This is a genomic window from Pseudomonas fluvialis (genome assembly GCF_002835605.1).
Classification (GTDB): Bacteria; Pseudomonadota; Gammaproteobacteria; order Pseudomonadales; family Pseudomonadaceae; genus Aquipseudomonas; species Aquipseudomonas fluvialis.
This window is the reverse complement of sequence record NZ_PIYS01000014.1, coordinates 42,721-67,787: the sequence shown is the minus strand read 5'-3', so window position 1 is coordinate 67,787 and position 25,067 is coordinate 42,721. Positions and strand designations below refer to the sequence as shown.

Below are 25,067 nucleotides of genomic sequence, written 5' to 3'. Positions count from 1 at the left end.
TCCTTTATTCGATGATGTCGCCGCGCAACAGGTATTTGGCGACCGCCACCGTACCGACGAAGCCCATCAGGGCGATCAGCAAGGCCGCTTCGAAAACGATGTTCGAGCCCAGCCAGATACCGAACAGCACGATCAGCGCAATGGCGTTGATGTACAGGGTATCCAGGGCGAGGATACGATCCGGCAAGTCAGGCCCCTTGAACAGCCGGGCCAGCGTCAGCAACACCGCCAGACCGATCAGCACCAGGCACAGCGGGATCACTAGGCTGAGCATGGGAATACCTCCAGCAGTGGCGCCTCATAGCGCGCCTTGATTTCCGCCACCAGCGCCGCGCTGTCCTGCACATTCAGGCAATGCAGCAACAGGCGACGACGGTCATCGGAGAGATCGGCGGACACCGTACCCGGAGTCAGCGAAACGATGCTGGTCAGCAGGGTCAGGGCCAGCTCGTCATGCACCTCCAGCGGCACTTCGACGAAGGCTGGCTGCAGATCGTCCATGGAACCGAGGATACGCCGGGACACCTGCAGGTTGGCGACGACGATATCGCCCAGCACGCGCAGAAAGAACGGCAACAGTCGCCAGGGCTGATGCGTACGCGGCGGATTGATCCACAACACGCGACTGAGCAGGGGAATCAACACGCCCAGCAAAGCCCCCAGCAGCCATTGCCCAGCGCTGAAATCGTTGACCAGCAGCAGCCAGACCAGCAACAGCGTCAGGCTTAGCCAAGGGTGAGGCAAACAGCGGGCGATCATGTGCGACCTCCGGAAACCAGCGCCAGGTAAGGGGCAAGATCGAGCAACTGGCGCGCCGTCGCCTCACAATAGGCCAGCACCGGCCCGGCCAGCAGCACCAGAAGCGGACTGCAAGACAGCAACAGGACGCAAGCCAGGGTACGCCCGCCATCCACCTCAGCACGCCCGTGCACATCCCGCGCGGTACGCCAGAACAGGGTACTGCCGGCGCGGCTCAGCGCCACCAACACCAGCAGGCTGGCCAGCAGAAGCAGCGGCCACAGCCACAAGGCTTGCGCGGCGGGCGTGGCTTGCAGCAACAGCAGCTTGCCAAGAAACCCCGAGAAAGGCGGCAGGCCAGCCACGGCAATTGCCGCAAGGAAGAACAAGCCACCCAGCAGGCGGCCTTGCAGAATAGCCGGCCCCTGCTGCAATTCGCCGGCCTTGTCGCCACGCTGGCGGGCAATCAGATCAGCCAGCAGGAACAGGCCACCCGCCAGCCAGGTACTATGCAGCAGGTAATAGAGACTGGCACTCAGCGCCTCGACATGGCCCATGGCCAGGCCGGCCAGCAAGGTGCCTACCGACACCAGTACCAGATAGCCCAGCAGCACACCCAGGCTACGCGCGGCCAGCGCACCCACCGCCGCCAGCAGCAGCGTCAGCAACGCCATCGGCCACAGCCAGGCATGCCCGAGGCCTTCCAGCGCGCCGGCGGCACTGCCAAAGAGCAGCGTGTAGACACGCAGAATGGCGTAGAAACCCACCTTGGTCATCACCGCAAACAACGCGGCAACCGGCGCACTGGCGGCGGCGTAGGCACGCGGCAACCAGAAGTACAGCGGCAGCACGGCGGCCTTGAGGCCGAACACCAGTAGCAGCAACAGCCCCGCAGCGGCCAGCAAGGGTTGCTGATCAGGCGTAGCCTGGGCCACCTGGCGTGCCAGGTCGGCCATGTTCAGCGTGCCGCAGATGCCATAAAGCACCCCCACGGCAATCAGGAAAAACGACGAGCCGAGCAGATTGAGCACCACATAGTGCAGCCCCGCGCGCACCCGCGCAGCGCCCGCGCCATGCAGCAACAGGGCATAGGAGGCAATCAGCAGGATCTCGAAGAAGACGAACAGGTTGAACAGGTCAGCCGTCAGGAATGCGCCATTGATGCCCAGCAACTGGAACTGGAACAGTGCATGGAAGTTGGCACCGCGCTGATCATCACCACGGCAGGCATAGAACACCGCGACACTGGCCAGCAACGCGGTCACCAGCAACATCAGGGCTGCCAGGCGATCCAGCAACAATGCAATACCGAAAGGAGCAGGCCAGTCTCCCAGCGCATAGCTGTACAGCTGCCCGCTGTCAGCCTGCCAGAGCAGATAGCCGGCCAGCGGCAACGAAGCCCAGGTTGCCAGGCAGGACAGCAGGCGCTGGTGTAGCAGATTCAGGCGCGCGGCAAACAACAGCAAGGCGCCACTCAACAGGGGCAGCAGGATAGGCAGGATCAGCGCATGGTTCATGGGCGCGGCTCCTCGCCATCGACATGATCATTGCCCTGCTCGGCCAGGCTGCGCAGTGCCAGCACCACGACAAAGGCGGTCATGGCAAAGCCGATGACGATGGCGGTGAGCACCAGCGCCTGCGGCAGGGGATCGGCATATTCAGTGGACTGGCCAATGACCGCAGCCGCCCCGCTCTTCAGGCGCCCCATGGCAAACAGGAACAGGTTGACCGCATAGGAAATCAGCGTCAGCCCAAGTACCACGGCAAAGGTGCGGGCACGCAACAGCAAATAGACACCACAGGCCGTCAGCAGGCCAAGCGTGATGGCATACAACGCTTCCATCAGGTTGCCTCCTTGGTAGCGGGTTCCTGAGTCAGCTTGCCCAGGTTGGCAAGAATCAGCAGCGTGGTACCCACTACCGTGAGATACACGCCCAGGTCGAAGAGCATCGCCGTGGCCAGTTCGAATTCCCCCACCAGCGGCAGGCTGAAGTGACCGAAGGCGGTAGTGAGGAATGGCCGGCCAAACAGCCAGCTGCCCAGGCCGGTCAGCGTGGCCAGGATGACCCCCAGAGCCGCCATACGGTGATAGTTGAAGGGCAGGCGCTGCTGCGTCCACTGCACGCCCATCGCCACGTACTGCAGGATCAGCGCGACAGCCGTCACCAGGCCGGCGATAAAGCCACCACCCGGCAGGTTGTGGCCGCGCAGGAAGATGAACACCGAGACCAGCAACGCCATCGGCAGCAAAATTCGCGACAAGGTGGCCAGCACCAGCGGGTGGCGGTCACGCGCCCAACTGCGCCCCTGTGCATCGGTGCTCGGCTGGAACAGGCGCAGGCCGTGCAACAACGCGTAGATGCCAACACCGGCAATCGCCAGCACGGTAATCTCACCCAGCGTATCGAAACCGCGGAAGTCCACCAGGATAACGTTCACCACGTTCTTGCCGCCGCCGCCCGGCACGCTGTTGTCGATGAAGAATCCGGAAATGTTCTCATAGGGCCGGGTCAGCACCGCATAGACCAGCGTAGCTACCAGCGTGCCAATCCCCCCGGCCAGCAGGAAATCGCGCAGGCCGCGCAGGCTGCTCGATTCCTGCGGGGTATAGGCCGGCATGAAGAACAGGGCAAGCATCAGCAACACCATGCTCACCACCTCGACTGACAACTGGGTCAGCGCGAGGTCCGGCGCCGAGTAGCGGGTAAACAGCAGGCTGACCATCAGCCCCACCACGCCGACCGCCAGCAAGGCCACCAGGCGCTGGCGATGAAATAGCACGGTGGCCAATGCGGCCAGCGCCAGCAGCAGCAAGCCCAGCGCCGTGATGCCATCCAGCGGCATGCGAGGCAAAGTCCCCCCCAGACTGGGTAGCGGCTCCAGCGCGACGGCCACCAGCACCAGGGCGGCCAGCATCATCCAGGCCAGATAGCGTTGCAGCGAACCGTTTTCCAGCCTGTCGGTCAGCCAGCCTGAAAGCGCCACAAGACGTTGCACCTGCTGCTCGAAGAAGTCCTTGGCGTCCACGCTGGGCAAGCCGGCATACCAGCGAAACAGTGGCTGGCGCAGCGCATAGACCAGAATCCCCCCCAGTAATGCCACCACACTCATTGCCAAAGGCAGATTGAAGCCATGCCAAATCGCCAGGCTGTAGCTCGGCAACGCAGCATTGACACTGGCCTCGGCAGCTACCGCCAGCAAGGGCGCTACGGTATAAGCCGGCAGCATGCCAACCAGCAGGCAAAGGAACACCAGCACCTCGACCGGCACCTTCATGTAGCGTGGCGGCTCATGCGGCGGGTATTTGGGCAGGTTGATCGGCTCACCATTGAAAAACACGTCGTGGATGAAACGCAGTGAGTAGGCCACCGAAAACACCCCGGCCAGGGTCGCCGCTGCGGGAATCAGCCAACTGAAGCTACCCAGCATGTGCTGGTCGAGGGTTTCCCCGAAAAACATTTCCTTGCTCAGGAAACCGTTAAGCAGCGGTACCCCGGCCATCGCCGAAGACGCCACCATGGCCAGCACCGCGGTATGTGGCATGTACTTCCACAAGCCGTTGATGCGCCGCATGTCGCGGCTCCCCGTCTCGTGATCGATTATACCGGCGGCCATGAACAACGAGGCTTTGAAGGTGGCGTGGTTGATCACATGAAAAATCGCCGCTACCGCCGCCAAGCGCGAATCCAGCCCGAGCAACAGGGTAATCAGCCCCAGGTGGCTAATCGTCGAATAGGCCAGCAGGCCTTTCAGGTCGTGCTGGAATAGCGCCATGCAAGCGCCTACCAGCAAGGTGGTCAGCCCCGTCAGGCTGACCAGATAGAACCAAAGCTCATGCCCGGACAATGCCGGATAGAGACGTGCCAACAGGAATACCCCGGCTTTCACCATGGTCGCCGAATGCAGGTAAGCGGAAACCGGGGTAGGCGCCGCCATCGCCTGTGGCAGCCAGAAATGGAAGGGAAACTGCGCCGACTTGGTAAAAGCGCCCAGCAGGATCAGTACCAGCAACACGGGATAGAGCGCATGGGCCCGCACCTGATCACCGGCCGCCAGCACATCCTGCAACTCAAAGCTGCCGACCACATGCCCCAACAGCAGGATACCGGCCAGCAGCGCCAGGCCACCACCCGCTGTCACCGTCAAGGCCATCCGCGCACCACGCCGAGCGTCGCTACGCTGCCCCCAGAAGCCAATGAGCAGGAAAGACGAAAGGCTGGTCAGCTCCCAGAACACCAGCATGAGCAACAGGTTGGATGACAACACCACCCCGAGCATCGCCCCCATGAACAGCAGGAGATAGGCATAGAAGCGCCCCATGGGCTCTTCTTTGCCCAGGTAATAACGTGCATAGAGGATGACCAGCAAGCCAATACCGAGGATTAGCAAGGCGAACAGCAGCGCCAAGCCATCCAGGCGCAAGCTGAAGTTGAGGCCCAACTGCGGCAACCACTGCCAGTACAGGCTCGGACGCGCGCCATCGATCACCGCCCCCGCCTGCCCCAGCAGCAGCCCCAAAGCCAGTAAGGGTGCCAAGGCGGCTGCCACGGCACACAGCGAACGACCATAACGCTCGGCCAGCAAAGGCAGGCCGGCACCAAGGAACGGCAGGGCGATCAACAGCGCCAGGGTCATCTAGGGTGATCCTCCAAGCACCTCGGCGGTGCACTCGGCAAAAGCGCGGATTATCACGAGCCTGACGACAATCGTCAGGTACGCAATTATTTCCAAACACGAACGGAGTGGCCGTTGAACGTCATATGCCGATCAACAGGCCACGCAATGAGATAGCTTTCTAGCACAGGCCGTGCCAGAACGAAAAGCCGCCCCAGAACAGGGGCGGCGGCAGGTTCAGCGTGCGACGCGGCTAGTGCCGTTGACCGTGAGGATACGGACCCGGTCGCCCACACGGAAGATTTCGTTGGGTTGTACTTCCTGTACATAGGCTCGCAGGCTGCCATCATCCTCGCGCACGGTGATCTCGACACCCTGGGTGCGGGTCAAGCCTTCCTCGGCAGCGGCACCCAGCATGCCGCCAGCCACTGCACCGATCACCGCGGCCACGGCACTGCCCCGACCACCACCTACGCTACTGCCACCGATACCACCGATCACCGCACCCGCCCCTGCGCCGATCGGCGTCTTGGTGCCTTCGATCTGCACCGGACGTAACGACTCGATGGTCCCCAGGCGCACGGTCTGCACCCGGCGTGCTTCATCCCGACTGTAGGTATCGCCGCTCAGGTTGGAGGTACAACCAGCCATCCCCAGCAGCATGGCGCTGAGGGTAACACCCAGCCACATCGATTTACCCATGACTCTCTCCCTATGGCAGGTCGCCTCTGGCGCCCATGCATTGTTTGACTGCACCCTGTTAGAGCAGGGCGAGCGGCATCTGGTTCAATCCTTTGTGTTCTTCGAGACGCCAGCAAGGCGTAACTGGCCCTAGAATAGCTGCTCTTTCCCGCCAGCCCAATCATCAGGAGTGCCGCACATGGACTACTTCATCATTTTCATCACCACGGCCGCCGGACTGTATTTCCATTACTGGTTATACCGGCGCATCCGCCTGTGGACACAACGCGACCTGGCCTTATCCATGGCTGCAGACAACCCACAGATGCGCCCGTTCATGCTCGAACAACTGCAACAGGCCCAGCAACGCAAGCTGCGCGGCGCAGCGCTGGAAAACTTCCTGCGCCAGGCCGCTGCCAGCTACCACCAGCAAGCGCGCTGAGCGGCGCGCCGCTTAACCCAGGCAAACCACGCGCGGGCGCCCGAGCAGGCGATCAACCAGTACCGCCACCAACAACATGGCCAGTACCGGCAACAACCAGCCCAGGCTCTGCTCGGCCAAAGGCAGCCCACCAATCCAGGCCGGCACCCATTCGTTCAGGCCGGCCGCAGCCAGGCCGTCGCACAGCCCAAACAGCAGCGTCACCAGCATCACCGGCACGAACACCCGCGCCGGCGACAACCACAAACGATCTGCCAGGCTCAGCGCCACCAACACAATGGCCAGCGGATAGAGTCCAACCAAAACAGGGATCGAAACACTGATCAACTGGGTCAGCCCCTGGTTGGCCACCAGCAGACTGAACACACCGAACACGACGACGACTGTGCGGTAGGACACCGGCAACAGATTGCTGAAAAACTCACCACAGGCCGTCAGCAAGCCTACCGCGGTGGTCAGGCAGGCCAGGGTAATAACCACCGCCAACAACAGGCTGCCTGACGTGCCAAAGCTGTGCTGGACATACGCGGTGAGTACCTGCACGCCATTCTGCGCCTCACCGGCAATGCCCTGGCTGGTCGCCCCCAGATAGAACAGCGCCAGGTAAACCAGCGACAGACCGCAGGCAGCTATTACCCCGGCAATCACCGAGTAGCGGGTTACCAGCGCCGCTGCGCTGACCCCACGATCACGAATAGCCGTGGCGATAACGATGCCGAACACCAGTGCACCGAGCGTATCCATGGTCAGATAGCCCTGCAGGAAGCCCTGCACGAACGGCGCCTCGCGATAGCTGTCAGCCACCTGGCCAATCTCTCCAGCCGGAGCAAACGCCGCAGCGCCACCCAGCACCAGCAAGGCGGCCAGCAATACCGGGGTGATGAATTTACCAATGCGATCGACCAAGCGCCCGGGATTGAGTGCCAGGAACAACACCGCAGAAAAATACACCAGCGTGTAGATCAACAAGGCCTGCGCGCTATTGCCAACGAAAGGCACCACGCCCATTTCGAAAGACACCACGGCAGTGCGCGGTGTTGCGAAGAGCGGGCCGATTGCCAGGTAGACCGCCACGGCCAGCAGGCTCCCGGCCACTTTGCCTAGCGGTGCGGTCAGGCGATCCATGCCTCCGCCCACACGCGCCAGAGCTACCACGGTCAACAGGGGCAGACCGACTCCGGTAAGCAGAAAGCCCAGTGCGGCCTGCACGAGGTTTTCCCCTGCGGCCAGCCCGGCGCTGGGCGGGAAAATGATATTGCCTGCCCCGAGGAACAGGGCAAAGGTCATAAAGCCAAGGGCCAACAGGTCCTGGCTGCGCAATTGGTTCATAAGCGTTAGCACCACACGGAAAGTATTCGGTTCGGGCGCGTGCTCGGGCGGTTGGCCGCACGCTGTGCGTGCCAGCGGTTGGCTGGCTGCACAACAGACCATCAGCCTCCTTGTGGGAGGCAGCGGCTTGACAAAGTGGCGCACCTTAAAGGAAGCCGGCAGGTACCGCGATGCACAGCCGGCGGAGCGTCGGCAAGACATTCAGCAATGTCGCATATCTATAACTTGACCTGGCAATCAGCTTATCGCGCCTGCTACAGCAGCCCAGCACATGCAATCCGCTGGCAAGCCACAACGAAGCGGATTATTGTCAGATGAGTGCTCTGGTATCGCACCGTACCGGCGTACCGTTTCCATCACAAAAGGAGTTTGCCCATGAAAAACTGCTCACCCTTGGCCTGGCTGCCCTGCTGCTGACCGGCTGTGCCAGCGAGTACCTGTTGATCACTAACAACGGTGATGTGCTGACCAGCTACGGCAAGCCGGAACTCGACAAGAACAACGGATTGCTGGAGTTCACCGATAGCGAAGGGCGGATTCAGCAGGTGCCTCAAGACACCATCAAGACGGTGATCGAACGCTAGTCCAGATAGCCCCGGCGGGTCATGCAGTCCCGCCAGGAGCGGCGTTCAGAGGAGCGCCTCGTCCGCCATCAGACGAGCGACTTCGCACAACGCCAACTCCTCCTGCCCCTGCCAGTCACCGGCGAGCGCACTCAGGCGCAGTACATGCGTGTCATGCTGGCAATCCACCTGCATCCAGTGCAGCGTGCCGGCGGGCAGGCTTAGCCCCTCCCCCGCATCCAGCCAGAGCTGCCAGACCTGCTCCTGACAAACCAGCGACAGTAGACAACTGCCCTCCAGCACCAGGCGCGCCTCTGCCCCGACAAAGCGCTGCGGCATGCCCAGGCGCTCCCGGCAGCCTTCCGATAAGGGCTGGCGCGGGCCACAGCTCAACAACTGCAAGGCTGGTAGAGTGGCCAGAAGCGCTTGCACACCCTCGAGCTGGCGCACGGCTTCCAACCAATCATCGTTAGCCTGACGAGCACGTCGCCAGGCTGCCGTATCAGGCAGGTGCAGGAGTGTCACGCCCGCCTCAGCCAGGGTCGTGGCAATATCCTCGGCATGCGTCAGGGTCTTCCAGGGCTGGGCAGGCTGGGCCAGGGCAAACACACTCAAGCGACTCATGGGCAACTCCAGGTCAGCGATCAACAGGCAGGCGCCAGGCCAGTAACAGAAAAGCCAGCAATGCAGCCAGACTGGCCAGCGCGAAGGTCCAGCTCGCCCCCAGGACAGTCCAGGCATAGCCCGCGTACAGGGCTCCCAACGCACCACCAATACCCGACAGGGTGGCATAGAGTGCCTGCCCCTGCCCTTGCTGGCCAGCGGCAAAGTGGCGCTGGATGAAATGAATGGCAGCGGCGTGGAAACAGCCAAAGGTGGCAGCATGCAACAGCTGACTGAACAGCAGCAGCGCCAACTGATCTGCCCACCAGGCCAGCACCTGCCAGCGCAAGGCGGCCAGCAACAGGCTAAGCAGCAACAACTGGCGCAGCGTCACGCGCGCAAGGATCGGCAGCATGGCGAGGAACAGAAGGATTTCCGCCACCACCCCCAGCGCCCACAGCTGACCAATCAACCCGCGGCTGTAGCCCAAACCTTCCAGATACAGGCTGATAAAGGTGTAGTAAGGGCCATGGGACAACTGCATCAGCGCCACCGCCAGGTAGAACAACAGCACGCCCGGGGCACGCAACTGCTGCAGAAAACCGCTCGCGGCACGCGCCGCCGCCACCGTCTGGCGCACATCGGGCACCCACAGACTGGCCAGCAAAATACCCGCCATGATGAGCAGCAAGAGCCAGGGATAATGGCGCAACGGCAACCACTGCAACAGATATCCCAGGCCCACCACGCTGACGATGAAGCCCACCGACCCCCACAGACGCAGGCGGCTGTACAACTCCGGACGCTCCTGCAGGTGCGCCAGGGTCAGTGCTTCGAACTGTGGAAGCACCGCATGCCAGAAGAACGCATGCAGGGCCATGACCAGCGCCAGCCAGAAGAACTGCTGACTGACGAAGATCAACGCCAGACTGAGCAGCGTGGCCAACGCCCCCAGGCGCACGATAAGCAGCCGCTGACCACTGCGATCAGCCAGCCACCCCCACAGGTTGGGTGCCAGACAGCGCATAAGCATGGGAATAGCCAGCAACTCACCGATGCGCGCCGCGGAAAAGCCCAGCTCGGCGAGGTACAGCGCCCAATAAGGCGCCGTAGCCCCCAACAAGGCAAAGTAAAAGAAATAGAAGCCGGACAGGCGCCAATAGGGCAAGGCGGCGCGCATTGACATCACCTTGTGGCGAGTAGCGCCGGGCTAAGCCACACAAGGCAGAGGGACATTCAGCACTGTCCCAACACCGGCGTCTGTACACGCACCTCGGCATTCTGACCACGCTGGCGCAACAGGTGGTCGAGCAGCACGATGGCCATCATCGCCTCAGCGATCGGTGTGGCGCGGATGCCGACGCAGGGGTCGTGGCGGCCCTTGGTGATAACGTCCACCGGGTTGCCGTCGACATCGATGGAACGCCCCGGCGTGGTAATGCTGGAGGTCGGCTTGAGCGCCAGGTGCGCGACGATTGGCTGGCCGCTGGAGATTCCACCGAGGATGCCGCCGGCATTGTTGCTGAGGAAGCCCTCGGGAGTCAGCTCATCGCGGTGCTCGGTGCCGCGCTGGGCCACGCAGGCAAAGCCGGCACCGATTTCCACACCCTTGACCGCGTTGATACTCATCAGCGCATGGGCAAGGTCGGCGTCCAGGCGATCGAAAATCGGCTCACCCAGTCCGGGCATCACGCCTTCGGCGACCACGGTGATCTTTGCGCCCACCGAATCCTGGTCGCGGCGCAGCTGGTCCATGTAGGCCTCCAGTTCGGGCACCTTGTCCGGGTCGGGACTGAAGAAGGCATTCTGCTCGACGCTGTCCCAGGTTTTGAACGGGATCTCGATCGGACCGAGCTGACTCATATAGCCACGAATGATGATGCCCTGCGCAGCCAGCACCTTCTTGGCGATGGCACCGGCGGCCACGCGCATGGCAGTTTCGCGCGCCGAGCTACGCCCGCCGCCGCGGTAGTCGCGGATGCCGTACTTGTGGTGGTAGGTATAGTCGGCGTGGGCCGGGCGGAACAGATCCTTGATCGCCGAGTAATCCTTGGACTTCTGGTCGGTATTGCGGATCAGCAGGCCGATGGAACAGCCGGTGGTCTTGCCCTCGAACACCCCGGAGAGGATTTCGACGACGTCGTCTTCCTGGCGCTGGGTAGTGTGGCGGCTGGTGCCCGGCTTGCGACGATCAAGGTCGTGCTGCAGATCAGCCAGGCTCAGCTCGATGCCCGGCGGGCAACCGTCGACGATGGCCACCAGGGCCGGACCGTGGCTCTCGCCGGCCGTGGTGACAGTGAACAGCTTGCCAAAGGTGTTACCGGACATGCAGCAGCTCCGCAAATTCAGCAGGATCAAAGGCCGCGCAGTATAACAGCGGCTTCAAGCGCAGCGCATAGCGGCCGATAGCTTGTTGGCCTGGCGCAATGCTTGCGGCAGACTGCAGAAAACCACCACAGGCCCTGCGCATGAGCGAAACCGCCCCACATAGCCCGGAGACTCCCCTCGCCAGCGAGCCTGAGGAACTGCCGAGTGCTTTCCCACGGGAAGACCAGGCGCATCCCTGGACCGACCTGCCGGCCGAGCGTTTTCAGCTATTGCGCCTGGCCCCCTTGCCGATCGAACGCAAGAGTGGTGCGCGCCCCCTGCGCTTTGTCGAGCTGGGCCGGGTCGAACGCCACCACCCACGCCTGAGCCTGCTACGCCTGAGCCTGGCCCTGCCTGGCCAACTGCTGCACAAGGAAGACAACCTGCTGGAAATATGGGTCGATCATGGCCATAAACGGGTTCGCCTGGGGCCTGCCGGCGGCCTGAGCCTCAACCCGGAAAACCGCGGCCTGGGCCGTTTCATCCTGGCCCAGGCGATTCTCTGGCTACGCCAGCGTTGGGCGCATTACCTGCTGGAAGGGCAACTGCTACAACCGAAGAACCCGCTCGACGAGGAGCTGCGGCAACGCCGCGAGCAAATGCTGGACAGCCTGGGCATTGCCTACGAGTACCTTGATCCACTGTTTACCCAGCTGCAGCTGAAGCCCTGTCGAATCAGCGAGCTCAAGGGTGAGTGGAACCGCGACAAAGTCCAGCTGGTCAGCCTGCTGGATGCCGCCAACATGCTCCAGCAGGCTGACCAGAACCTGCGCGAGCAGGATGCCCGCCTGCGCCAACTGGACGAGCAACTGCGCGCCCACAAGCGCGACGAGCATGGTCTGCGCTTCACCATCACCAGCCTGCTGGTATTCTGCCTGTTTCAGACTGGCCTGCTGATCTGGATGGCCCTAGCCTGATCACTCCTTCTGCGCGCGGCTGCGAAACAAGGCCTGGTGCTGGCGACACTGCTCGGCGCTCAGCATGAACACCCCGTGCCCACCCTGGCTGAACGACTGCCAGGCGAAATCCACTTCCGGGTACAGCGCCTCGACATGCACCTGGCTGTTGCCGACTTCGACATACAGCAGACCGCGTTCATTGAGATGATCAGCCGCTTCGGCCAGCAACTGACGCACCAGATCCAGGCCATCCTCGCCACAGGCCAGGCCCAGCATGGGCTCATGTCGGTACTCGGCCGGCATATCGGCAATATCCTCGGCATCCACATAAGGCGGATTGCACAGGATCAGATCGAAACGCTGCCCGGGCAGCCCGGCAAACCCATCGCCCTGTACGGTGTACACCCGCTGCTCCAGGCCATGTCGCTCGATGTTCAGGTTAGCCACTTCCAGCGCCTCGAAAGACAGGTCGCCCAGCACGACCTCCGCTTCGGGGAAGGCATAGGCCGCTGCAATACCGATACAACCCGAGCCACAACACAGATCCAGCACACGCTGCGGTGGCTCGGCCAGCCAGGGCTCGAAGCCCTGCTGGATCAGCTCACCCATGGGCGAGCGCGGGATCAACACACGCTCGTCGACCACGAACGGCAGCTCGCAGAACCACGCTTCACCGAGTAGGTAGGCCGTCGGCACACGCTCTTCGATACGTCGACGCAAGAGATACTGCAAATGCTCGCGCTCGTCGTCCTCCAGGGCACAGTCCAGGTAGGCATCGGCCATGTTCCAGGGCAACTGCAAGGCGCCCAGAACCAGTTGCCGCGCCTCATCCCAGGCATTGTCAGTGCCGTGACCAAAGAACAGTTCATGCTGGTGAAAGCGGCTGACCGCCCAGCGGATATGGTCGCGCAGGGTACGCAGGGAGGAAGTAGTGGCCACGAAATGCGCTCCTTGAAAGGGGCCGGCAGTTTAGCCTGCCGGTCAAGCTGAAAAAAATATTTTGCCAGCCAGGCTGCGACATCTTGCCCCAGACGGGGCTTCCAGCTAGTTTGCAACAAATTTTTTCGACCGCCCGGCAGGCGCTCTAACAGGGGCAAAGCTCTCCAAGGAAGGCAGTCGCCGCTGCGGGCAGAACGCCACTTTCCCATCCTACGAGACGCCTACCATGGTTATTGAACCCTTCTCGCTGACCGGCTTGCTGGTCCTGGCGATATTCCTGATTGGCATGACGCTGATCATCTTCGAAGCCCAGCTGGAAATGGACAAGTTCAAGCCAGCGATGTTCATGATGTCCGGGCTGGTGGTCATTGGCGTGCACTATGCCTTCTACGACCCCAGCGGCTTCCCGCGTTTCCTCGAGGCGCAGAACGAAACCAAAGAGGAGCTGTTCGGGCTGATCGCCTTCATGGCCTTCATGTGGATGATCGTCGAACTGCTCAATGAACGTAATGTGTTCAATGCCCTGAATGGCTGGCTGAAAGCGCGTGGCCTCGGTGCACGCGGCATGTTCTGGGCGACCGGCGCACTGTCGGCGATGCTTGCGCCCTTCATCAACAACTTCACCACGGCAATGATCTTCGGCAAGTCGATCACCCACATGTCCAGCCACACCCGCTACCGGCATATCGCCCTGTGCAATATCGTCGTAGCGTCCAACAGCGGCGTCTGGTTTCTCGGCACTTCAACCAGCCTGATGGTCCTGCTGGCAGGCAAGATCAGCCTGCTGGGCCTGTTGCTGTTGCTACCCTCGGCGCTGATCGGCTGGCTGCTATTCGCCCTGGTCATGCACCTCTTCTACCTGCGCCCACTCAAGGGTGAAGATCTGCTGGACGTCAGCGACACGGTCGACAGTGCCCTCAAACCTGGCGGTGCCGGTATTGCCCTGGTCGGACTGCTCGCCGTGGTGGGTGCCGTACTGTGCAACGTCGTGCTGCATGTCAGTATCGAATTCGCCATTGGCATCGGCCTGGGCTTCGTCGCCCTCTACACCTGGACCCTGATGCGCCGCGGCATCGAACTGCCCTGGCAGGATCAGCTACAAAAGGTCGAGTGGAACGCCCTGCTGTTCTTCATCGGCATCATCACCTCGGTGGCCTGCCTCAACCATGTCGGCTGGCTCAGCTACATCTCCCGACTGTTCGAGATGTTCGACCCGACCACGGTCAACCTGCTGCTCGGGGTTATCTCCGGGATCATGGACAACGTGCCGGTAGAGGCCGCCGCGCTGATGTCCAAACCCAACCTGGGCGCTGACCAGTGGGCTCTCAACACCCTGATGGTCGGTATCGGCGGCTCGCTGACCGTCGTCGGCTCGGCAGCCGGGATCATGGCCATGACCCTGGATCGCAGCTACAGCTTCGGCGTCCACCTGCGCTTCCTGCCGGCCATTCTGGTCAACTTCTTTGGCTCGCTCGGCGCCTGGTACGTGCAATATCAGGTATTCGCCCTGTATTGAGTCGCGACGGTTCACAACGGACGGCAGAGGACTGACAATAGCGCCCTGCCGTCAACAAGGAGCCGCCAATGTCCAGCGTCAAGACCCTGCTACAGCTGACCGGGCGCAGCTATGCGCCGGCCAGCCTGAAGAATGCCACCCTGGTGGTGATCGATACGCAGGAAGAATACCGCAGCGGTGCCTTACGCCTGCCCGCGCTGGAAAGTGCCGTGGCGGAAATCAGCCGCCTGTTGCAGCAGGCCCGCGAACAGCAACGTCCCATCGTGCATGTTCGTCATCTGGGCGTGCCCGGTGGCATCCTCGACCCCAGTGGCCCGCGCGGCGCACATCTCCCCGAGTGCATCCCGCAGCCTGGCGAAGTGCTGATCGAGAAGCGCCTGCCCAATGCCTTCTCCAATCCGCAACTGCATGAGCAGCTGCAAAGCATTGGCAATCTTGACCTGATCGTGGTTGGTTTCATGACTCACTCCAGTGTCAGCACCACGGTCAGAGCGGCCAAGGACTACGGTTATCGCGTCACCCTGGTCGAGTCTGCCTGCGCCACCCGCGACCTGCCCGACCGCACCGGTGGCAGCATGCCAGCCGAGCAGGTACAACGTGCCGAACTGATCGCCCTGGCTGACAACTTTGCCTGCGTGGTCGACAACCTGCAGGCGCTCAACTGAGTATCCTCCAGGAACCGCTCGCCTCCGATACGGTCTCACGGCCAACCCTGCGAGGATCGCCGATGAAGTCGAACAACGGTTTCAACCCCCGCTGCCTGCGCCAACACACGGTGCGCTGCTGGCCACTGCGCCTCCTCACCCACGCCCTGTTGCTCGGCGGACTGCTGTTGACTGGGCTGGCCGGATTCAGCGTCTGGCCTTATCGCACAACGCCCGCGGCAGACATGGAACAGGCCATTGCCTACCTGGCAGGTGCCGGCCTGCTGCTGGCAAGTGCCTGGCTGGTACGTCGCCGTCAGGGTCGCCGCCTGCAACACAACAGCCTGGTGCTTGATCCACGCCTGCTGAAGAAGGGTCGCTGAGCGGGCGGCAACCCGGGTAGAATGCCGCCCCCTTGTGGAGAGCCCGATGCAAGACGACGATTTTTTCCTGTTCACTCGCCAGATGCATGGCATACGCCGGCTACAGGTCGACCAGGCCGACACGGGCAAACCCCGAGCCGATCGACAATTGATCGAGCGACGCCGTCAACAGGCGCTACAGACCACAAGTAGTCTGCAGGTGGACGGTCTGTCCGATCTGTTCGTCATTGATGTCGGCGCCGAAGATGCACTGTACTGGGGGCGTGACGGCCTCCAGGATAGCCAGCTGCGCAAGCTCAAGGCTGGCCAGGTGGCTTTCGAGGGCAGTCTCGACCTGCATGGCATGAGCGTGGAAAAAGCCCGGGAAAACCTCTGGGAATTCCTCGCCGAAGCCACCCGCCTGGAAGTGCGCTGCGTGCGCATCACCCACGGCAAGGCCGCGCGCCTCGATGGCCGCAAGCCCTTGCTGAAGAGCCACGTCAACACCTGGTTGCGCCAGCATCCGCAAGTACTCGGTTTCACCTCCTGCCTGCCGCGTCATGGCGGCACCGGCGCACTCTATGTGTTGCTCAAGCGCAGCATGCTCGAAGGGCGCGACGAATAAGTCGTCCGCCTGCCGCACCCGCCCCGTATTGCCAGAGACCCCTGCCATGCCCCTGCAACAGCATTACCACGCCATCCTTGAACAACTGGGTGAAGACCCGGCTCGTGAGGGCCTGCGCGATACCCCCAAGCGTGCCGCCAAGGCCATGCAGTACCTGTGCCGCGGCTACCAGCAAAGCCTTGAGGAGGTCACCAACGGCGCGCTGTTCAGCTCGGACAACAGCGAGATGGTGCTGGTGCGCGACATCGAGCTGTACTCCTTGTGCGAGCATCACCTGCTGCCCTTCATCGGCAAGGCCCAGGTTGCCTACATTCCCAATGGCCAGGTGCTGGGCTTATCCAAAGTAGCGCGCATCGTCGACATGTATGCGCGGCGCCTGCAGATCCAGGAAAACCTTACCCGGCAGATTGCCGATGCCATCCAGCAGGTGACCGGCGCACTCGGCGTAGCCGTGGTTATCGAAGCCCAGCACATGTGCATGATGATGCGCGGTGTGGAAAAGCAGAACTCCAGCATGGTCAGCTCGGTCATGCTCGGTGAATTCCGCGACAACCCAGCTACACGCAGTGAATTTCTCAGCCTGATTCGTCGCTAACCAGGAGTGATCATGCTTATCAAGACATTACGCCTGGCCCTTGGCCAACTTATCGTACTGCTCGACCTGCTGACCCGCCCACGCAAGCAACAGCGCACACCACAGGCCCAGGCCGAAGTCGAACAGGCCGCCCAGCACTTGACCCTCTACCAGTTTCACGCCTGCCCGTTTTGCGTGAAGACACGCCGCGCCCTGCATCGCCTGAATGTGCCGGTTGCTCTGCGTGATGCCAAAAACAACGCCGAGCATCGCCAGGCACTGGCCGAACAGGGTGGCAAGATCCAGGTGCCCTGCCTGCGCATCGAAGAAAACGGCCAGAGCCAGTGGCTTTACGAGTCCAAGGCGATCATCGCCTATCTGGAGCAACGCTTCGCCTAACAGGCCATGGCCAGGTGCCCGGGCTGGCTGGCAACCCGTGCCAGCCAGGCGCGTACGGCCGGATAAGCGTGCAGCGTAAAACCCGCCTGCTCGGCCACATGGCTGTAGGCATATAACGCAATATCCGCCAGGGTGTACTGCTCCCCGACCAGAAACGGCGTGCGCTGCAACTGCTGCTCCATCACCCGGAAGGCCTTGTCGCCGCCCAACAGGCACTGCGCGTATTCATCGCGACGCTCATCCGGCAAGCCCTGGAACAGGCGAATGAAGCGCGCGGTAGCGACATAGGGTTCGTGGCTGTATTGCTCGAAGAACTGCCATTGCAGCATTTGTGTACGCAAACGCGGCTCGTGCGGAATCCAGGCCGTGCCGTCGGCCAGGTAGTTGAGGATGGCATTGGACTCCCAGAGAAAGCTGCCATCCTCCAGCTCCAGCAGAGGAATCTTGCCGTTGGGGTTCTTGGCCAGGAACTCGGCGCTGCGCGTTTCGCCCTTGAGCACATCGACAGCCTGCCACTGGTAATCCTGCTGCAACAGGTTCAGCAGCAGTTTGACCTTGTAGCAGTTACCGGAACGCTCATCGCCATAGACCTTGAGCATGGCTAGCACACTCCCTGCGCCCGACGGATCACCGCCGCCAGGCGGCGCAGGCCCTCAGACAGCTTTTCCGGCGGAACGTGGCTGAAGTTCAGCCGCAGATAACCCGGATTGGCCTCGGGATCAACGAAGAACGGCTCACCCGGCATGAACGCCACCTGTTCGGCCATGGCCGCCGCCAGCAGCTGGCGAGTGTCCTGCTTGTGCTTGAGGGTCAGCCAGAAGAACAGCCCGCCCTGCGGCACCTGCCAGGTCGCCAGGTCGCTGAAGTGCTCCTCCAGCGCAACCTGCATGGCATCACGACGCAGGCGATAGAAGTCGCGCAACTCGGCCAGGTGCGCGCGGTACTTGTCCGTGCCCAGCCACTGCAACGCCTGCCACTGGCCAATACGGTTGGTGTGCAGGTCGGCCGCCTGCTTCAAGCGCAGCAGATAAGGGAACAGATCCGGCGTGGCGATCAGGAAACCGACGCGCAAGCCCGGCAGCAGGGTCTTGGACAGCGTGCCGGTATAGATCCAGCTGGCCCGTTTGAGGCGGCTGACAATCGGCGTAGCGTCCGCCTGGTCGAATACCAGCTCGCGATAGGGTTCATCCTCGATCAGGGTGACCTGGAATTCATCCAGCAGCGCCGCCACGGCATCCCGCTTGGCCTCGCTGTAACGCACCGCAGACGGATTCTGGAAAGTCGGGATCAGGTAGGCGAAAGCCGGTTTGTGCTGCTGCAGCCGCTCGCGCAGCACGGCCAGATCAGGGCCATCAGCCTCTTGTGGCACGGTCAGGCAATCGGCACCGAACAGCTGGAAGGACTGCAGTGCGGCCAGGTAGGTCGGCGCCTCGAGCAGAATCTCGGTACCCGGATCGATGAACAGCTTGCTGGCCAGATCGAGCGCTTGCTGCGAACCGCAAGTCACCAGCACCTGACTGGCATCGCAGGGCACACCAAGGCGGCGCGCCTCGGCGGCAATCGCCTCACGCAGTGCCGGCTCGCCTTCGCTCATGCCGTACTGGCTCAGCGCCGCCGGCATCTCGTCCCACTCCACCTTCGGCAGCATCGGCTCGGCGGGCAAGCCGCCGGCAAAGGACATGACTTCCGGGCGCTGCGCGGCAGCGAGGATTTCACGGATCAGGGAGCTTTTCAGGCGGGCGATGCGTTCGGAGAAGGCCATGGAAATACCTGGGTGCAAAAGACAAGAAAGATGAGTCAAACTGATTGACCGAAACTACGCCGCCACCCAGGGATACGTCAATATGCCTGACCTAAAAAATCCACAGGTGCAACAGGCCGCCATGGAAGCCTTCTTCTTCGGCTACCAGGCCTTCACCGCCAAGCCGGACGAAATGCTCGCGCGCCGAGGGCTGTCGCGCGTGCATCACCGCATCCTGTTCTTCATCGCCAAGTACCCGGGACTGAGCATGAAGGAACTACTTGGCTACCTGGGGGTGAGCAAGCAGGCACTCAATACGCCCCTGCGCCAGCTGATGGAAATGCATCTGGTGCAGAGCGAGGCGGCCTCCGATGACAAACGCAAGCGCCTGCTCGGTTTTACCGCCGAAGGTGCACGCCTGGAACAGGCCCTGCGCCGTGAGCAGGCACGCCTGCTGCAACGCGTCTTCGCCGAGGTGGGCGAAGACGCCGTGCAGGGCTGGCTGAAGGTCAATCTGGCCCTGGCCCACGGTCGCAACGTCGGCTCGTGACTGTACGGCTCACTGACCCGCTGACTGTACCGTGACGTCCGGCACGCTCAACGCCTAGGCTTGCCTGCTGTCGCGGAGCCTGTCATGACCCCAGAACTGCTGTTGGCCTTTGTCCTGTTTGCCTTTGTCACCTCGGTCACCCCGGGGCCTAACAATATGATGCTGCTGGCCAGCGGCGTGAATTTCGGCCTGCGCCGCAGCGTGCCACACATGCTCGGGGTCAGCCTGGGTTTCATGCTACTGGTGCTGGCTGTCGGCCTGGGTCTGGGCCAGCTGTTCCAGCGCTGGCCGTTGCTGCACGCGCTGCTGGCCTGGGGCGGCGCGACCTACCTGTTGTACCTGGCCTGGAAGATCGCCCGCAGCGTCGCGCCGAGCGACAGCGGCGCAGCCCCCGGAAAGCCCTTTACCTTCGTCCAGGCCGCGGCCTTCCAGTGGATCAACCCCAAGGCCTGGATCATGGCGATCACCGCCATAGGCACCTACATCCCCCAAGAGGATTTCCTCGGCAATCTGTTGCTGCTGGCCCCGCTGTTCGCCCTGGTCAACGGGCCCAGCGTAGGTCTCTGGACCGTGGCCGGCAGCCTGCTACGCAAGCTGTTGCAGGACTCGCGCAAACGGCGTCTGTTCAACCATGGCATGGCCATGCTGCTGGTACTGTCGCTCTACCCCATCCTCGCCGAGCGTAGCCTATGAGCATGCCGTTTTTGCAGCGCCTGTGGCGCGACTCAGCCCCCAGCACCCTGATCGCCGGCTTCATAGCCATGCTCACCGGCTACACCAGCTCGCTGGTCCTGATGTTTCAGGCGGGCCAGGCAGCCGGCTTGAGCAACGGGCAAATTTCCTCATGGATCGCCGCCCTGTCGATCGGCATGGCCGTGTGCTGCATCGGCCTGTCCTTGCGCTACCGGGCACCGGTAATGATCGCCTGGTCGACGCCAGGCGCCGCACTGCTGGTCAGCAGCCTGCCGCAAGTGCCCTACGGGGAAGCCATCGGTGCCTACATACTGGCCTCCGCACTGATCGTGCTGATCGGCCTGAGCGGCAGCTTTGATCGTCTCATGCGGCGTATCCCCGGCTCGCTAGCCGCCGCCCTGCTGGCTGGGGTGCTGTTCAAGATCGGCCTGGAAATCTGCGTAGCCGCCGAACAGCAGCCCGTCCTAGTCATCGCCATGCTGCTCGCCTACCTGCTCGGCAAACGCCTGTGGCCACGCTACGCCGTACTCGTTGCCCTGCTGACCGGCAGCCTGCTGGCCGGCTGTTTCGGCTTGCTGAACTTCGATAGGTTCCAGCTACAGCTGGCGACCCCGCACTGGACCACCCCCAGCTTCTCGCTGGCGGCGACGATCAGCATCGGTATTCCGCTGTTCGTCGTCGCCATGACCTCGCAAAACCTGCCCGGTATGGCCGTATTGCGCGCCAACGGCTACGACGTACCGGCTTCCCCCTTGCTGACCAGCAGCGGTCTGGCTTCGCTTCTGCTGGCGCCCTTCGGCAGCCATGGCATCCATCTGGCGGCCATCAGTGCTGCACTCTGCGCCGGTCCGGAAGCCCACGAAGACCCCCACCGACGCTATACGGCTGCCGTCTGTTGCGGGCTGTGCTACGCCATTGCCGGGGTTTTCGGAGCGACGCTGGCGGCACTGTTCAGCGCCCTGCCGAGTGCACTGATCCTGTCCATTGCCGCTTTGGCGCTGTTCAGTTCGATCAGCGGCGGCCTGACCCAGGCGATGAGCGAGCCGAGCGAACGCGAAGCGGCACTGTTGACCTTTCTGGTCAGCGCCTCGGGCATGACCCTGCTGGGGATCGGCTCGGCATTCTGGGGCCTGGCCGCCGGGCTGCTGTGCCTACTCCTGCTACCCGGCAACGCGCAGAAAAAAGGCGCCTGAACAGGCGCCTGGCAAGCCCCGAAGGACTCAGATGACCGTCGCTCCGCCATCGACCACCAAGGCATGCCCGGTGGTAAAGGCCGCCTGGTCACAGCACAGGTAAAGCACCGCCATGGCCACTTCTTCGACGCTACCAATGCGCCCCACCGGGTGCATGGCGGCAGCAAATTCGCCTTTCTTCGGATCAGCCTGATAGGCACGGCGGAACATTTCGGTATCGATCACCGCCGGGCATACCGCATTGACGCGGATGTTCTTCTTGGCGTATTCGATGGCCGCCGACTTGCTGAGGCCAATCACCGCATGCTTGGAAGCGCTGTAGATACTCATCTTCGGTGCCGCATTGACCCCGGCCACCGACGCAGTATTGACGATGACCCCGCCGCCTTGGCCAAGCATCAGGTTCAGTTCCTCGCGCATGCACAGCCAGACACCTTTGACATTGACGCCCATGATGGCGTCGAAGGCTTCTTCGTTGCCTTCGCCCAGACGCCCCTGTTCGATCTCGATACCGGCATTGTTGAAGGCATAGTCAATGCGACCGTAGCGCGCCTTGCCGGCCTCGATGAGCGCCTTGACCTGCTCAGCGCAAGTCACGTCGCATGCCTGGAAAAAAGCCTCGCCGCCGGCAGCACGAATCAGCTCGGCAGTTTCCTCGCCACCGTGCGCATCGCGGTCAGCCAGCACTACCTTGAGCCCTTCGCCGGCAAAGGCCAGCGCCGTGGCCCGGCCAATTCCTGCTGCTGCCCCCGTCACCAGGGCGACCTGCCCGGAAAACTTCATCGCCATTGCATGATCCTCTGCATTGAGTAAAAAACCCCTGCAGTCTAGTCATGCCGGGCCTGGCATCGGCAGCATCATCAGCCGGGTAATGGCCGGACCATGCGGCGCATTGATCATGCGCGCCCTGAGCGGCTCAGCGCAGCTCGGCCAGCACCCCTGCCAGCGCCTGGGCCGGATCACTCGCCTGGCTGATTGGCCGACCGATCACCAGGTAGTCGGCACCAGCGAGCAACGCCTGGGCCGGCGTGAGAATACGCTTCTGGTCATCCGCGGCGCTGCCGGCGGGGCGAATGCCCGGTGTGACCAGTTTGAGCTGTGGCTGGGTCTGCTTCAAGGCCGGTGCTTCCTGGGCGGAACAGACCAGGCCATCCAGGCCAGCCTCGGCAGCCAGGCTGGCCAGACGCAACACCTGCGCCTGCGGCAGCACATCCAGGCCGATACCCACGAGGTCATCGCGTTCCATGCTGGTCAGTACGGTCACTCCGATCAGCAAAGGGCGTGGCCCGGCGAGCTTGTCCAGCTCGTTGCGGCAGGCCGCCATCATGCGCAGCCCTCCACTGCAGTGCACATTGACCATCCACACACCCAGCTCGGCGGCGGCACGTACCGCCATGGCCGTGGTATTGGGAATATCGTGGAATTTCAGGTCAAGGAATACCTCGAAGCCGCGCCCCTGCAGGTCCTCGACGATAGCCGGGCCGCAGCGGGTGAACAGCTCCTTGCCGACCTTGACCCGGCATTGCTGCGGATCTAACTGGGTAGCCAGCGCCATGGCGCTTTCGCGGTTGGGGAAATCAAGGGCGACGATGAGGGGGGACTGGCAGGACATGGACAGCTCTCGGCAAAAAAACGCTGGGCATTCTAGCAGGCCGGAGTGCCGACCGGCGCAAGGCAGGCCAGCGCCCAGGCAACTATGCTGTTAATCAGCCCGACAACGGCCAAGGAGGACGCCCATGCTTACCCGCCCAACCCTGTTCCTGCTCGGTCTTACACTATCCGGCGTCCTGTTGGCCGCACAACCTGAACCGCCGGTGCTGCATTACCTGACCGAATCCTTTCCCCCCTACAACTACAGCGACAGCAACGTGCTGCGCGGCATTGCCGTGGATTTGCTGGTCAGCGCCACCCAGGGCAGCGCCCGGCCGGTGACGCGCAGCCAGATCCGCTTGCTGCCCTGGCCTCGCGCCTACCGCATGGCCCTGCAGGAGCCTGGCAGCGTGCTGTTTTCCACCACACGCAGCGCCGAGCGTGAAACACTCTTCAAATGGGCAGGCCCTATCTGTGCGACCCGGGTCGTACTGCTCGCCCTGAAAAGCCGGCAGATCCGCATCGATGATCCACAACAGCTCAGGCAATACCGCATCGGCGTAGTGCCCGAGGATATCGGCGAAGTCGCCAGCCTGCGCGTCGGCGTGCCACGCCAGCAACTGCAGCGTTCATCCAGCGCCGATGCCCTGGCCCGCCAGCTGCATGCCGGACGCATCGACCTGTGGGCCTACGACGAGCATGTGGCACGCTGGTTCCTGCGCAATGTGCGCCTGGACCCGGAGGATTTCGAAGTAGTCCACGTGCTGCAGGAAGGTGAGTTGTGGTACGCCTTTCATCCACAGACCGATGATCAGCAGGTACGCCAGCTACAGGAAGCCCTCGATCGTGTACGCCGCCTACCCGGCAAGATCGGCCCAAGCCTGTATGACGATATCCTGCTCAATTACCTGTAGCTGTAGCCGGCTGGCGTAGTCGGCCTGATCTCTGCAACACTGCACAGGCCATCAATCGCCCTCAAGGAGAACAGCATGCCTTGGTATGCCTGGCTGATCATCGCCCTGGCCCTCGGCGCGATCATCGGCAACCTGCTGCTGCTACGCGACAGCGCCCGCAAGATCGACCTCACACCCGAGCAACTTGAGCGCATACGCCAGCGCAACGCCCAGGCCGATCGCGACGAACAGGCCTAGCGTGGTTAACGCGCCTGCAGGTCGTAGCGCGCCAGCAAGGCAGCATATTCGGCCGTGCCCCGCAGCTGTTCGAGCAATTGACTGAGCTGTGTGCTACTGATCGGTGCTTGCGCCCGCAGCAATGCCTGATGCTGGTAATACTGATCGGCGCGCTCTGATACCAAGAGGGCCTGACGTAGCTGCGGGTGCCGGGTCAGGTACAGGGCCAGGTAAGAACGCGCCACCACGGTAAGATCGACACGACCGCGCTGTACCATCAGCAGGTTACTGTCGTGCGAGTAGGTCAACACCGCCTGGAAGGTTTGACGTAGTTGTTCCTGGTCGGCGTTGAAGCCGGCAAAGCCATAGTGGTAGCCGCTGTACAGGGCCATGCGCTTGCCAGTGAAATCATCGAAATAACGCTGATCACGCCCGGCCATGGCCTTGGCCACATACACCTCGGCATCCTCGATCAGCAGATCGACAGTTTGCACCGGCTGCGTCTGCCAACCCCAGCGCAACGACTCGAAAAACATCAGGTCGACACGCCCGCGTGCCATGTCCTGATAGCGCCGGGTAGCCGAAGTCGGCACCAAGTGGAAGCGAAAGTCAGCCTGCTGGCGATTTAGCAAGACCAGCAGCTCCGGCAACAGGCCGGCAGCACCGGCACGCTCCGGATGCTCGACATAGGGCGGGAAATGGTAGGCGCCGACACGCACATCCTGTGGTTCGGCCAGTGCCTGCAGGGAATGGAACAACAGCATGAGGGCCAAGCCCACCGGCTTCAGCCCGCGCCAGGGTAACGACATCAAAACCTCAACTGATCAATGAGGACGCCTGAAGTGTCAGGCTAGCGCAGTGCCAGCCGTTTGCCA

At 62.5% G+C, this 25,067-nt stretch carries 30 protein-coding genes; 14 read left to right on the top strand and 16 right to left on the bottom strand.

Features of this window, described 5'->3' with window-relative positions:
* Positions 1-4: 4 nt before the first annotated feature.
* From CW360_RS08095 to CW360_RS08070, 6 genes are all read right to left on the bottom strand, one after another.
* Positions 5-274 (bottom strand): K+/H+ antiporter subunit F, encoded by a 270-nt coding sequence (locus CW360_RS08095; protein WP_093986383.1) that lies wholly within the window; start codon positions 272-274, stop codon positions 5-7.
* A complete protein-coding gene (locus CW360_RS08090; protein WP_101193349.1) occupies positions 262-759 on the bottom strand; it encodes a Na+/H+ antiporter subunit E in 498 nt (165 codons plus the stop codon). The genes CW360_RS08095 and CW360_RS08090 overlap by 13 nt, the downstream gene beginning before the upstream one ends.
* Positions 756-2,255, bottom strand: a complete 1,500-nt coding sequence (locus CW360_RS08085) for a monovalent cation/H+ antiporter subunit D (protein WP_101193348.1) — start codon at positions 2,253-2,255, stop codon at positions 756-758. The genes CW360_RS08090 and CW360_RS08085 overlap by 4 nt, the downstream gene beginning before the upstream one ends.
* Positions 2,252-2,581 carry a Na+/H+ antiporter subunit C gene (locus CW360_RS08080; protein WP_101193347.1) on the bottom strand — a complete coding sequence of 110 codons (330 nt, stop codon included), beginning with the start codon at positions 2,579-2,581 and terminating at the stop codon, positions 2,252-2,254. The genes CW360_RS08085 and CW360_RS08080 overlap by 4 nt, the downstream gene beginning before the upstream one ends.
* A complete protein-coding gene (locus tag CW360_RS08075; RefSeq protein WP_101193346.1) occupies positions 2,581-5,373 on the bottom strand; it encodes a monovalent cation/H+ antiporter subunit A in 2,793 nt (930 codons plus the stop codon). The genes CW360_RS08080 and CW360_RS08075 overlap by 1 nt, the downstream gene beginning before the upstream one ends.
* 216 nt (positions 5,374-5,589) lie before the next feature.
* Entirely contained in the window at positions 5,590-6,054 is a 465-nt protein-coding gene (locus tag CW360_RS08070) for an outer membrane lipoprotein (protein ID WP_101193345.1), read from the bottom strand.
* A 178-nt stretch (positions 6,055-6,232) separates the two neighbouring features.
* Here CW360_RS08070 and CW360_RS08065 point away from each other — a divergent pair, with 178 nt between their 5' ends.
* Entirely contained in the window at positions 6,233-6,475 is a 243-nt protein-coding gene (locus CW360_RS08065; protein ID WP_093986377.1) for a hypothetical protein, read from the top strand.
* Between the two features lie 12 nt (positions 6,476-6,487).
* On the opposite strand, the gene brnQ is transcribed toward CW360_RS08065, so the two are convergent.
* Positions 6,488-7,804, bottom strand: a complete 1,317-nt coding sequence (brnQ, locus tag CW360_RS08060) for a branched-chain amino acid transport system II carrier protein (protein ID WP_101193344.1) — start codon at positions 7,802-7,804, stop codon at positions 6,488-6,490.
* Between the two features lie 314 nt (positions 7,805-8,118).
* On the opposite strand from brnQ, the gene CW360_RS08055 reads away from it, so the two are divergent.
* Complete coding sequence (locus CW360_RS08055) at positions 8,119-8,388, top strand: YgdI/YgdR family lipoprotein (protein ID WP_101193343.1); 270 nt, start codon at positions 8,119-8,121, stop codon at positions 8,386-8,388.
* Between the two features lie 45 nt (positions 8,389-8,433).
* Here CW360_RS08055 and CW360_RS08050 read toward each other — a convergent pair whose 3' ends face one another.
* From CW360_RS08050 to aroC, 3 genes are read right to left on the bottom strand one after another with little or no spacing between them, the layout of a single operon-like run.
* The gene (locus tag CW360_RS08050; protein ID WP_157825267.1) at positions 8,434-8,991 is read right to left on the bottom strand and encodes a cupin domain-containing protein; all 558 of its coding nucleotides are present in this window, start codon (positions 8,989-8,991) and stop codon (positions 8,434-8,436) included.
* 13 nt (positions 8,992-9,004) lie between these two features.
* Complete coding sequence (locus CW360_RS08045) at positions 9,005-10,150, bottom strand: MFS transporter (RefSeq protein WP_093986373.1); 1,146 nt, start codon at positions 10,148-10,150, stop codon at positions 9,005-9,007.
* Between the two features lie 56 nt (positions 10,151-10,206).
* On the bottom strand, positions 10,207-11,298 hold the full coding sequence (gene aroC / locus CW360_RS08040) for a chorismate synthase (protein WP_093986372.1): 1,092 nt from the start codon (positions 11,296-11,298) through the stop codon (positions 10,207-10,209).
* 140 nt (positions 11,299-11,438) lie between these two features.
* Here aroC and CW360_RS08035 point away from each other — a divergent pair, with 140 nt between their 5' ends.
* Positions 11,439-12,254 (top strand): hypothetical protein, encoded by an 816-nt coding sequence (locus CW360_RS08035; protein WP_245874688.1) that lies wholly within the window; start codon positions 11,439-11,441, stop codon positions 12,252-12,254.
* On the opposite strand, the gene prmB is transcribed toward CW360_RS08035, so the two are convergent.
* Complete coding sequence (gene prmB, locus CW360_RS08030) at positions 12,255-13,175, bottom strand: 50S ribosomal protein L3 N(5)-glutamine methyltransferase (RefSeq protein WP_101193342.1); 921 nt, start codon at positions 13,173-13,175, stop codon at positions 12,255-12,257.
* Between the two features lie 226 nt (positions 13,176-13,401).
* Between prmB and nhaD the strand changes: the two genes are divergently transcribed.
* The 6 genes from nhaD (at position 13,402) to CW360_RS08000 (ending at position 17,295) form a co-directional block, all read left to right on the top strand.
* Positions 13,402-14,691: a sodium:proton antiporter NhaD gene (gene nhaD, locus CW360_RS08025; protein ID WP_093986370.1), complete on the top strand. Its 1,290-nt coding sequence runs from the start codon at positions 13,402-13,404 to the stop codon at positions 14,689-14,691.
* Between the two features lie 68 nt (positions 14,692-14,759).
* Positions 14,760-15,356, top strand: a complete 597-nt coding sequence (locus CW360_RS08020) for a cysteine hydrolase family protein (protein ID WP_093986369.1) — start codon at positions 14,760-14,762, stop codon at positions 15,354-15,356.
* A 62-nt stretch (positions 15,357-15,418) separates the two neighbouring features.
* Positions 15,419-15,718, top strand: a complete 300-nt coding sequence (locus CW360_RS08015; protein ID WP_101193341.1) for a hypothetical protein — start codon at positions 15,419-15,421, stop codon at positions 15,716-15,718.
* Positions 15,719-15,764: 46 nt separating this feature from the next.
* Entirely contained in the window at positions 15,765-16,322 is a 558-nt protein-coding gene (locus tag CW360_RS08010; RefSeq protein WP_101193340.1) for a Smr/MutS family protein, read from the top strand.
* A 46-nt stretch (positions 16,323-16,368) separates the two neighbouring features.
* The gene (folE, locus tag CW360_RS08005; protein ID WP_093986366.1) at positions 16,369-16,917 is read left to right on the top strand and encodes a GTP cyclohydrolase I FolE; all 549 of its coding nucleotides are present in this window, start codon (positions 16,369-16,371) and stop codon (positions 16,915-16,917) included.
* A 12-nt stretch (positions 16,918-16,929) separates the two neighbouring features.
* Positions 16,930-17,295: a glutaredoxin family protein gene (locus tag CW360_RS08000; RefSeq protein ID WP_101193339.1), complete on the top strand. Its 366-nt coding sequence runs from the start codon at positions 16,930-16,932 to the stop codon at positions 17,293-17,295.
* Here the strand turns inward: CW360_RS08000 and CW360_RS07995 are convergent.
* Entirely contained in the window at positions 17,292-17,894 is a 603-nt protein-coding gene (locus tag CW360_RS07995) for a glutathione S-transferase family protein (protein WP_101193338.1), read from the bottom strand. The two genes, CW360_RS08000 and CW360_RS07995, sit on opposite strands and share 4 nt — an antisense overlap.
* A gap of 2 nt (positions 17,895-17,896) precedes the next feature.
* Positions 17,897-19,057, bottom strand: coding sequence for an aminotransferase-like domain-containing protein (locus tag CW360_RS07990; RefSeq protein ID WP_093986364.1), 1,161 nt, complete (start codon positions 19,055-19,057; stop codon positions 17,897-17,899).
* Between the two features lie 82 nt (positions 19,058-19,139).
* On the opposite strand from CW360_RS07990, the gene CW360_RS07985 reads away from it, so the two are divergent.
* The 3 genes from CW360_RS07985 to CW360_RS07975 all read left to right on the top strand — a co-directional run bounded on the left by CW360_RS07985 (position 19,140) and on the right by CW360_RS07975 (position 21,472).
* Positions 19,140-19,586: a MarR family winged helix-turn-helix transcriptional regulator gene (locus CW360_RS07985; protein ID WP_101193337.1), complete on the top strand. Its 447-nt coding sequence runs from the start codon at positions 19,140-19,142 to the stop codon at positions 19,584-19,586.
* A gap of 84 nt (positions 19,587-19,670) precedes the next feature.
* Positions 19,671-20,279 (top strand): LysE family translocator, encoded by a 609-nt coding sequence (locus CW360_RS07980; RefSeq protein ID WP_101193336.1) that lies wholly within the window; start codon positions 19,671-19,673, stop codon positions 20,277-20,279.
* A complete protein-coding gene (locus CW360_RS07975) occupies positions 20,276-21,472 on the top strand; it encodes a benzoate/H(+) symporter BenE family transporter (RefSeq protein ID WP_101193335.1) in 1,197 nt (398 codons plus the stop codon). Before CW360_RS07980 ends, CW360_RS07975 begins: the two co-directional genes overlap by 4 nt.
* Before the next feature lie 27 nt (positions 21,473-21,499).
* Here the strand turns inward: CW360_RS07975 and CW360_RS07970 are convergent, their stop codons facing one another.
* Together CW360_RS07970 and pyrF are read right to left on the bottom strand one after the other, a co-directional pair.
* On the bottom strand, positions 21,500-22,261 hold the full coding sequence (locus tag CW360_RS07970; RefSeq protein WP_101193334.1) for an SDR family oxidoreductase: 762 nt from the start codon (positions 22,259-22,261) through the stop codon (positions 21,500-21,502).
* A gap of 127 nt (positions 22,262-22,388) precedes the next feature.
* Positions 22,389-23,084, bottom strand: coding sequence for an orotidine-5'-phosphate decarboxylase (gene pyrF / locus CW360_RS07965; protein WP_093986359.1), 696 nt, complete (start codon positions 23,082-23,084; stop codon positions 22,389-22,391).
* 124 nt (positions 23,085-23,208) lie between these two features.
* On the opposite strand from pyrF, the gene CW360_RS07960 reads away from it, so the two are divergent.
* Both CW360_RS07960 and CW360_RS07955 read left to right on the top strand, forming a co-directional pair.
* Entirely contained in the window at positions 23,209-23,976 is a 768-nt protein-coding gene (locus tag CW360_RS07960; RefSeq protein WP_101193333.1) for a substrate-binding periplasmic protein, read from the top strand.
* 75 nt (positions 23,977-24,051) lie between these two features.
* Complete coding sequence (locus tag CW360_RS07955; protein ID WP_093986357.1) at positions 24,052-24,213, top strand: DUF2897 family protein; 162 nt, start codon at positions 24,052-24,054, stop codon at positions 24,211-24,213.
* A 5-nt stretch (positions 24,214-24,218) separates the two neighbouring features.
* On the opposite strand, the gene CW360_RS07950 is transcribed toward CW360_RS07955, so the two are convergent.
* Complete coding sequence (locus CW360_RS07950; RefSeq protein WP_245874687.1) at positions 24,219-25,001, bottom strand: PhnD/SsuA/transferrin family substrate-binding protein; 783 nt, start codon at positions 24,999-25,001, stop codon at positions 24,219-24,221.
* Positions 25,002-25,067 lie beyond the last annotated feature (66 nt).

Excerpts from the sequence above, each read along its gene's own strand:
- CW360_RS08095 (WP_093986383.1), bottom strand. The coding sequence starts at position 274 with ATGCTCAGCCTAGTGATCCCGCTGTGCCTGGTGCTGATCGGTCTGGCG.
- CW360_RS08090 (WP_101193349.1), bottom strand. The coding sequence starts at position 759 with ATGATCGCCCGCTGTTTGCCTCACCCTTGGCTAAGCCTGACGCTGTTG.
- CW360_RS08085 (WP_101193348.1), bottom strand. The coding sequence starts at position 2,255 with ATGAACCATGCGCTGATCCTGCCTATCCTGCTGCCCCTGTTGAGTGGC.
- CW360_RS08080 (WP_101193347.1), bottom strand. The coding sequence starts at position 2,581 with ATGGAAGCGTTGTATGCCATCACGCTTGGCCTGCTGACGGCCTGTGGT.
- CW360_RS08075 (WP_101193346.1), bottom strand. The coding sequence starts at position 5,373 with ATGACCCTGGCGCTGTTGATCGCCCTGCCGTTCCTTGGTGCCGGCCTG.
- CW360_RS08070 (WP_101193345.1), bottom strand. The coding sequence starts at position 6,054 with ATGGGTAAATCGATGTGGCTGGGTGTTACCCTCAGCGCCATGCTGCTG.
- CW360_RS08065 (WP_093986377.1), top strand. The coding sequence starts at position 6,233 with ATGGACTACTTCATCATTTTCATCACCACGGCCGCCGGACTGTATTTC.
- brnQ (WP_101193344.1), bottom strand. The coding sequence starts at position 7,804 with ATGAACCAATTGCGCAGCCAGGACCTGTTGGCCCTTGGCTTTATGACC.
- CW360_RS08055 (WP_101193343.1), top strand. The coding sequence starts at position 8,119 with ATGAGTGCTCTGGTATCGCACCGTACCGGCGTACCGTTTCCATCACAA.
- CW360_RS08050 (WP_157825267.1), bottom strand. The coding sequence starts at position 8,991 with ATGAGTCGCTTGAGTGTGTTTGCCCTGGCCCAGCCTGCCCAGCCCTGG.
- CW360_RS08045 (WP_093986373.1), bottom strand. The coding sequence starts at position 10,150 with ATGCGCGCCGCCTTGCCCTATTGGCGCCTGTCCGGCTTCTATTTCTTT.
- aroC (WP_093986372.1), bottom strand. The coding sequence starts at position 11,298 with ATGTCCGGTAACACCTTTGGCAAGCTGTTCACTGTCACCACGGCCGGC.
- CW360_RS08035 (WP_245874688.1), top strand. The coding sequence starts at position 11,439 with ATGAGCGAAACCGCCCCACATAGCCCGGAGACTCCCCTCGCCAGCGAG.
- nhaD (WP_093986370.1), top strand. The coding sequence starts at position 13,402 with ATGGTTATTGAACCCTTCTCGCTGACCGGCTTGCTGGTCCTGGCGATA.
- CW360_RS08020 (WP_093986369.1), top strand. The coding sequence starts at position 14,760 with ATGTCCAGCGTCAAGACCCTGCTACAGCTGACCGGGCGCAGCTATGCG.
- CW360_RS08015 (WP_101193341.1), top strand. The coding sequence starts at position 15,419 with ATGAAGTCGAACAACGGTTTCAACCCCCGCTGCCTGCGCCAACACACG.
- CW360_RS08010 (WP_101193340.1), top strand. The coding sequence starts at position 15,765 with ATGCAAGACGACGATTTTTTCCTGTTCACTCGCCAGATGCATGGCATA.
- folE (WP_093986366.1), top strand. The coding sequence starts at position 16,369 with ATGCCCCTGCAACAGCATTACCACGCCATCCTTGAACAACTGGGTGAA.
- CW360_RS08000 (WP_101193339.1), top strand. The coding sequence starts at position 16,930 with ATGCTTATCAAGACATTACGCCTGGCCCTTGGCCAACTTATCGTACTG.
- CW360_RS07995 (WP_101193338.1), bottom strand. The coding sequence starts at position 17,894 with ATGCTCAAGGTCTATGGCGATGAGCGTTCCGGTAACTGCTACAAGGTC.
- CW360_RS07990 (WP_093986364.1), bottom strand. The coding sequence starts at position 19,057 with ATGGCCTTCTCCGAACGCATCGCCCGCCTGAAAAGCTCCCTGATCCGT.
- CW360_RS07985 (WP_101193337.1), top strand. The coding sequence starts at position 19,140 with ATGCCTGACCTAAAAAATCCACAGGTGCAACAGGCCGCCATGGAAGCC.
- CW360_RS07980 (WP_101193336.1), top strand. The coding sequence starts at position 19,671 with ATGACCCCAGAACTGCTGTTGGCCTTTGTCCTGTTTGCCTTTGTCACC.
- CW360_RS07975 (WP_101193335.1), top strand. The coding sequence starts at position 20,276 with ATGAGCATGCCGTTTTTGCAGCGCCTGTGGCGCGACTCAGCCCCCAGC.
- CW360_RS07970 (WP_101193334.1), bottom strand. The coding sequence starts at position 22,261 with ATGGCGATGAAGTTTTCCGGGCAGGTCGCCCTGGTGACGGGGGCAGCA.
- pyrF (WP_093986359.1), bottom strand. The coding sequence starts at position 23,084 with ATGTCCTGCCAGTCCCCCCTCATCGTCGCCCTTGATTTCCCCAACCGC.
- CW360_RS07960 (WP_101193333.1), top strand. The coding sequence starts at position 23,209 with ATGCTTACCCGCCCAACCCTGTTCCTGCTCGGTCTTACACTATCCGGC.
- CW360_RS07955 (WP_093986357.1), top strand. The coding sequence starts at position 24,052 with ATGCCTTGGTATGCCTGGCTGATCATCGCCCTGGCCCTCGGCGCGATC.
- CW360_RS07950 (WP_245874687.1), bottom strand. The coding sequence starts at position 25,001 with ATGTCGTTACCCTGGCGCGGGCTGAAGCCGGTGGGCTTGGCCCTCATG.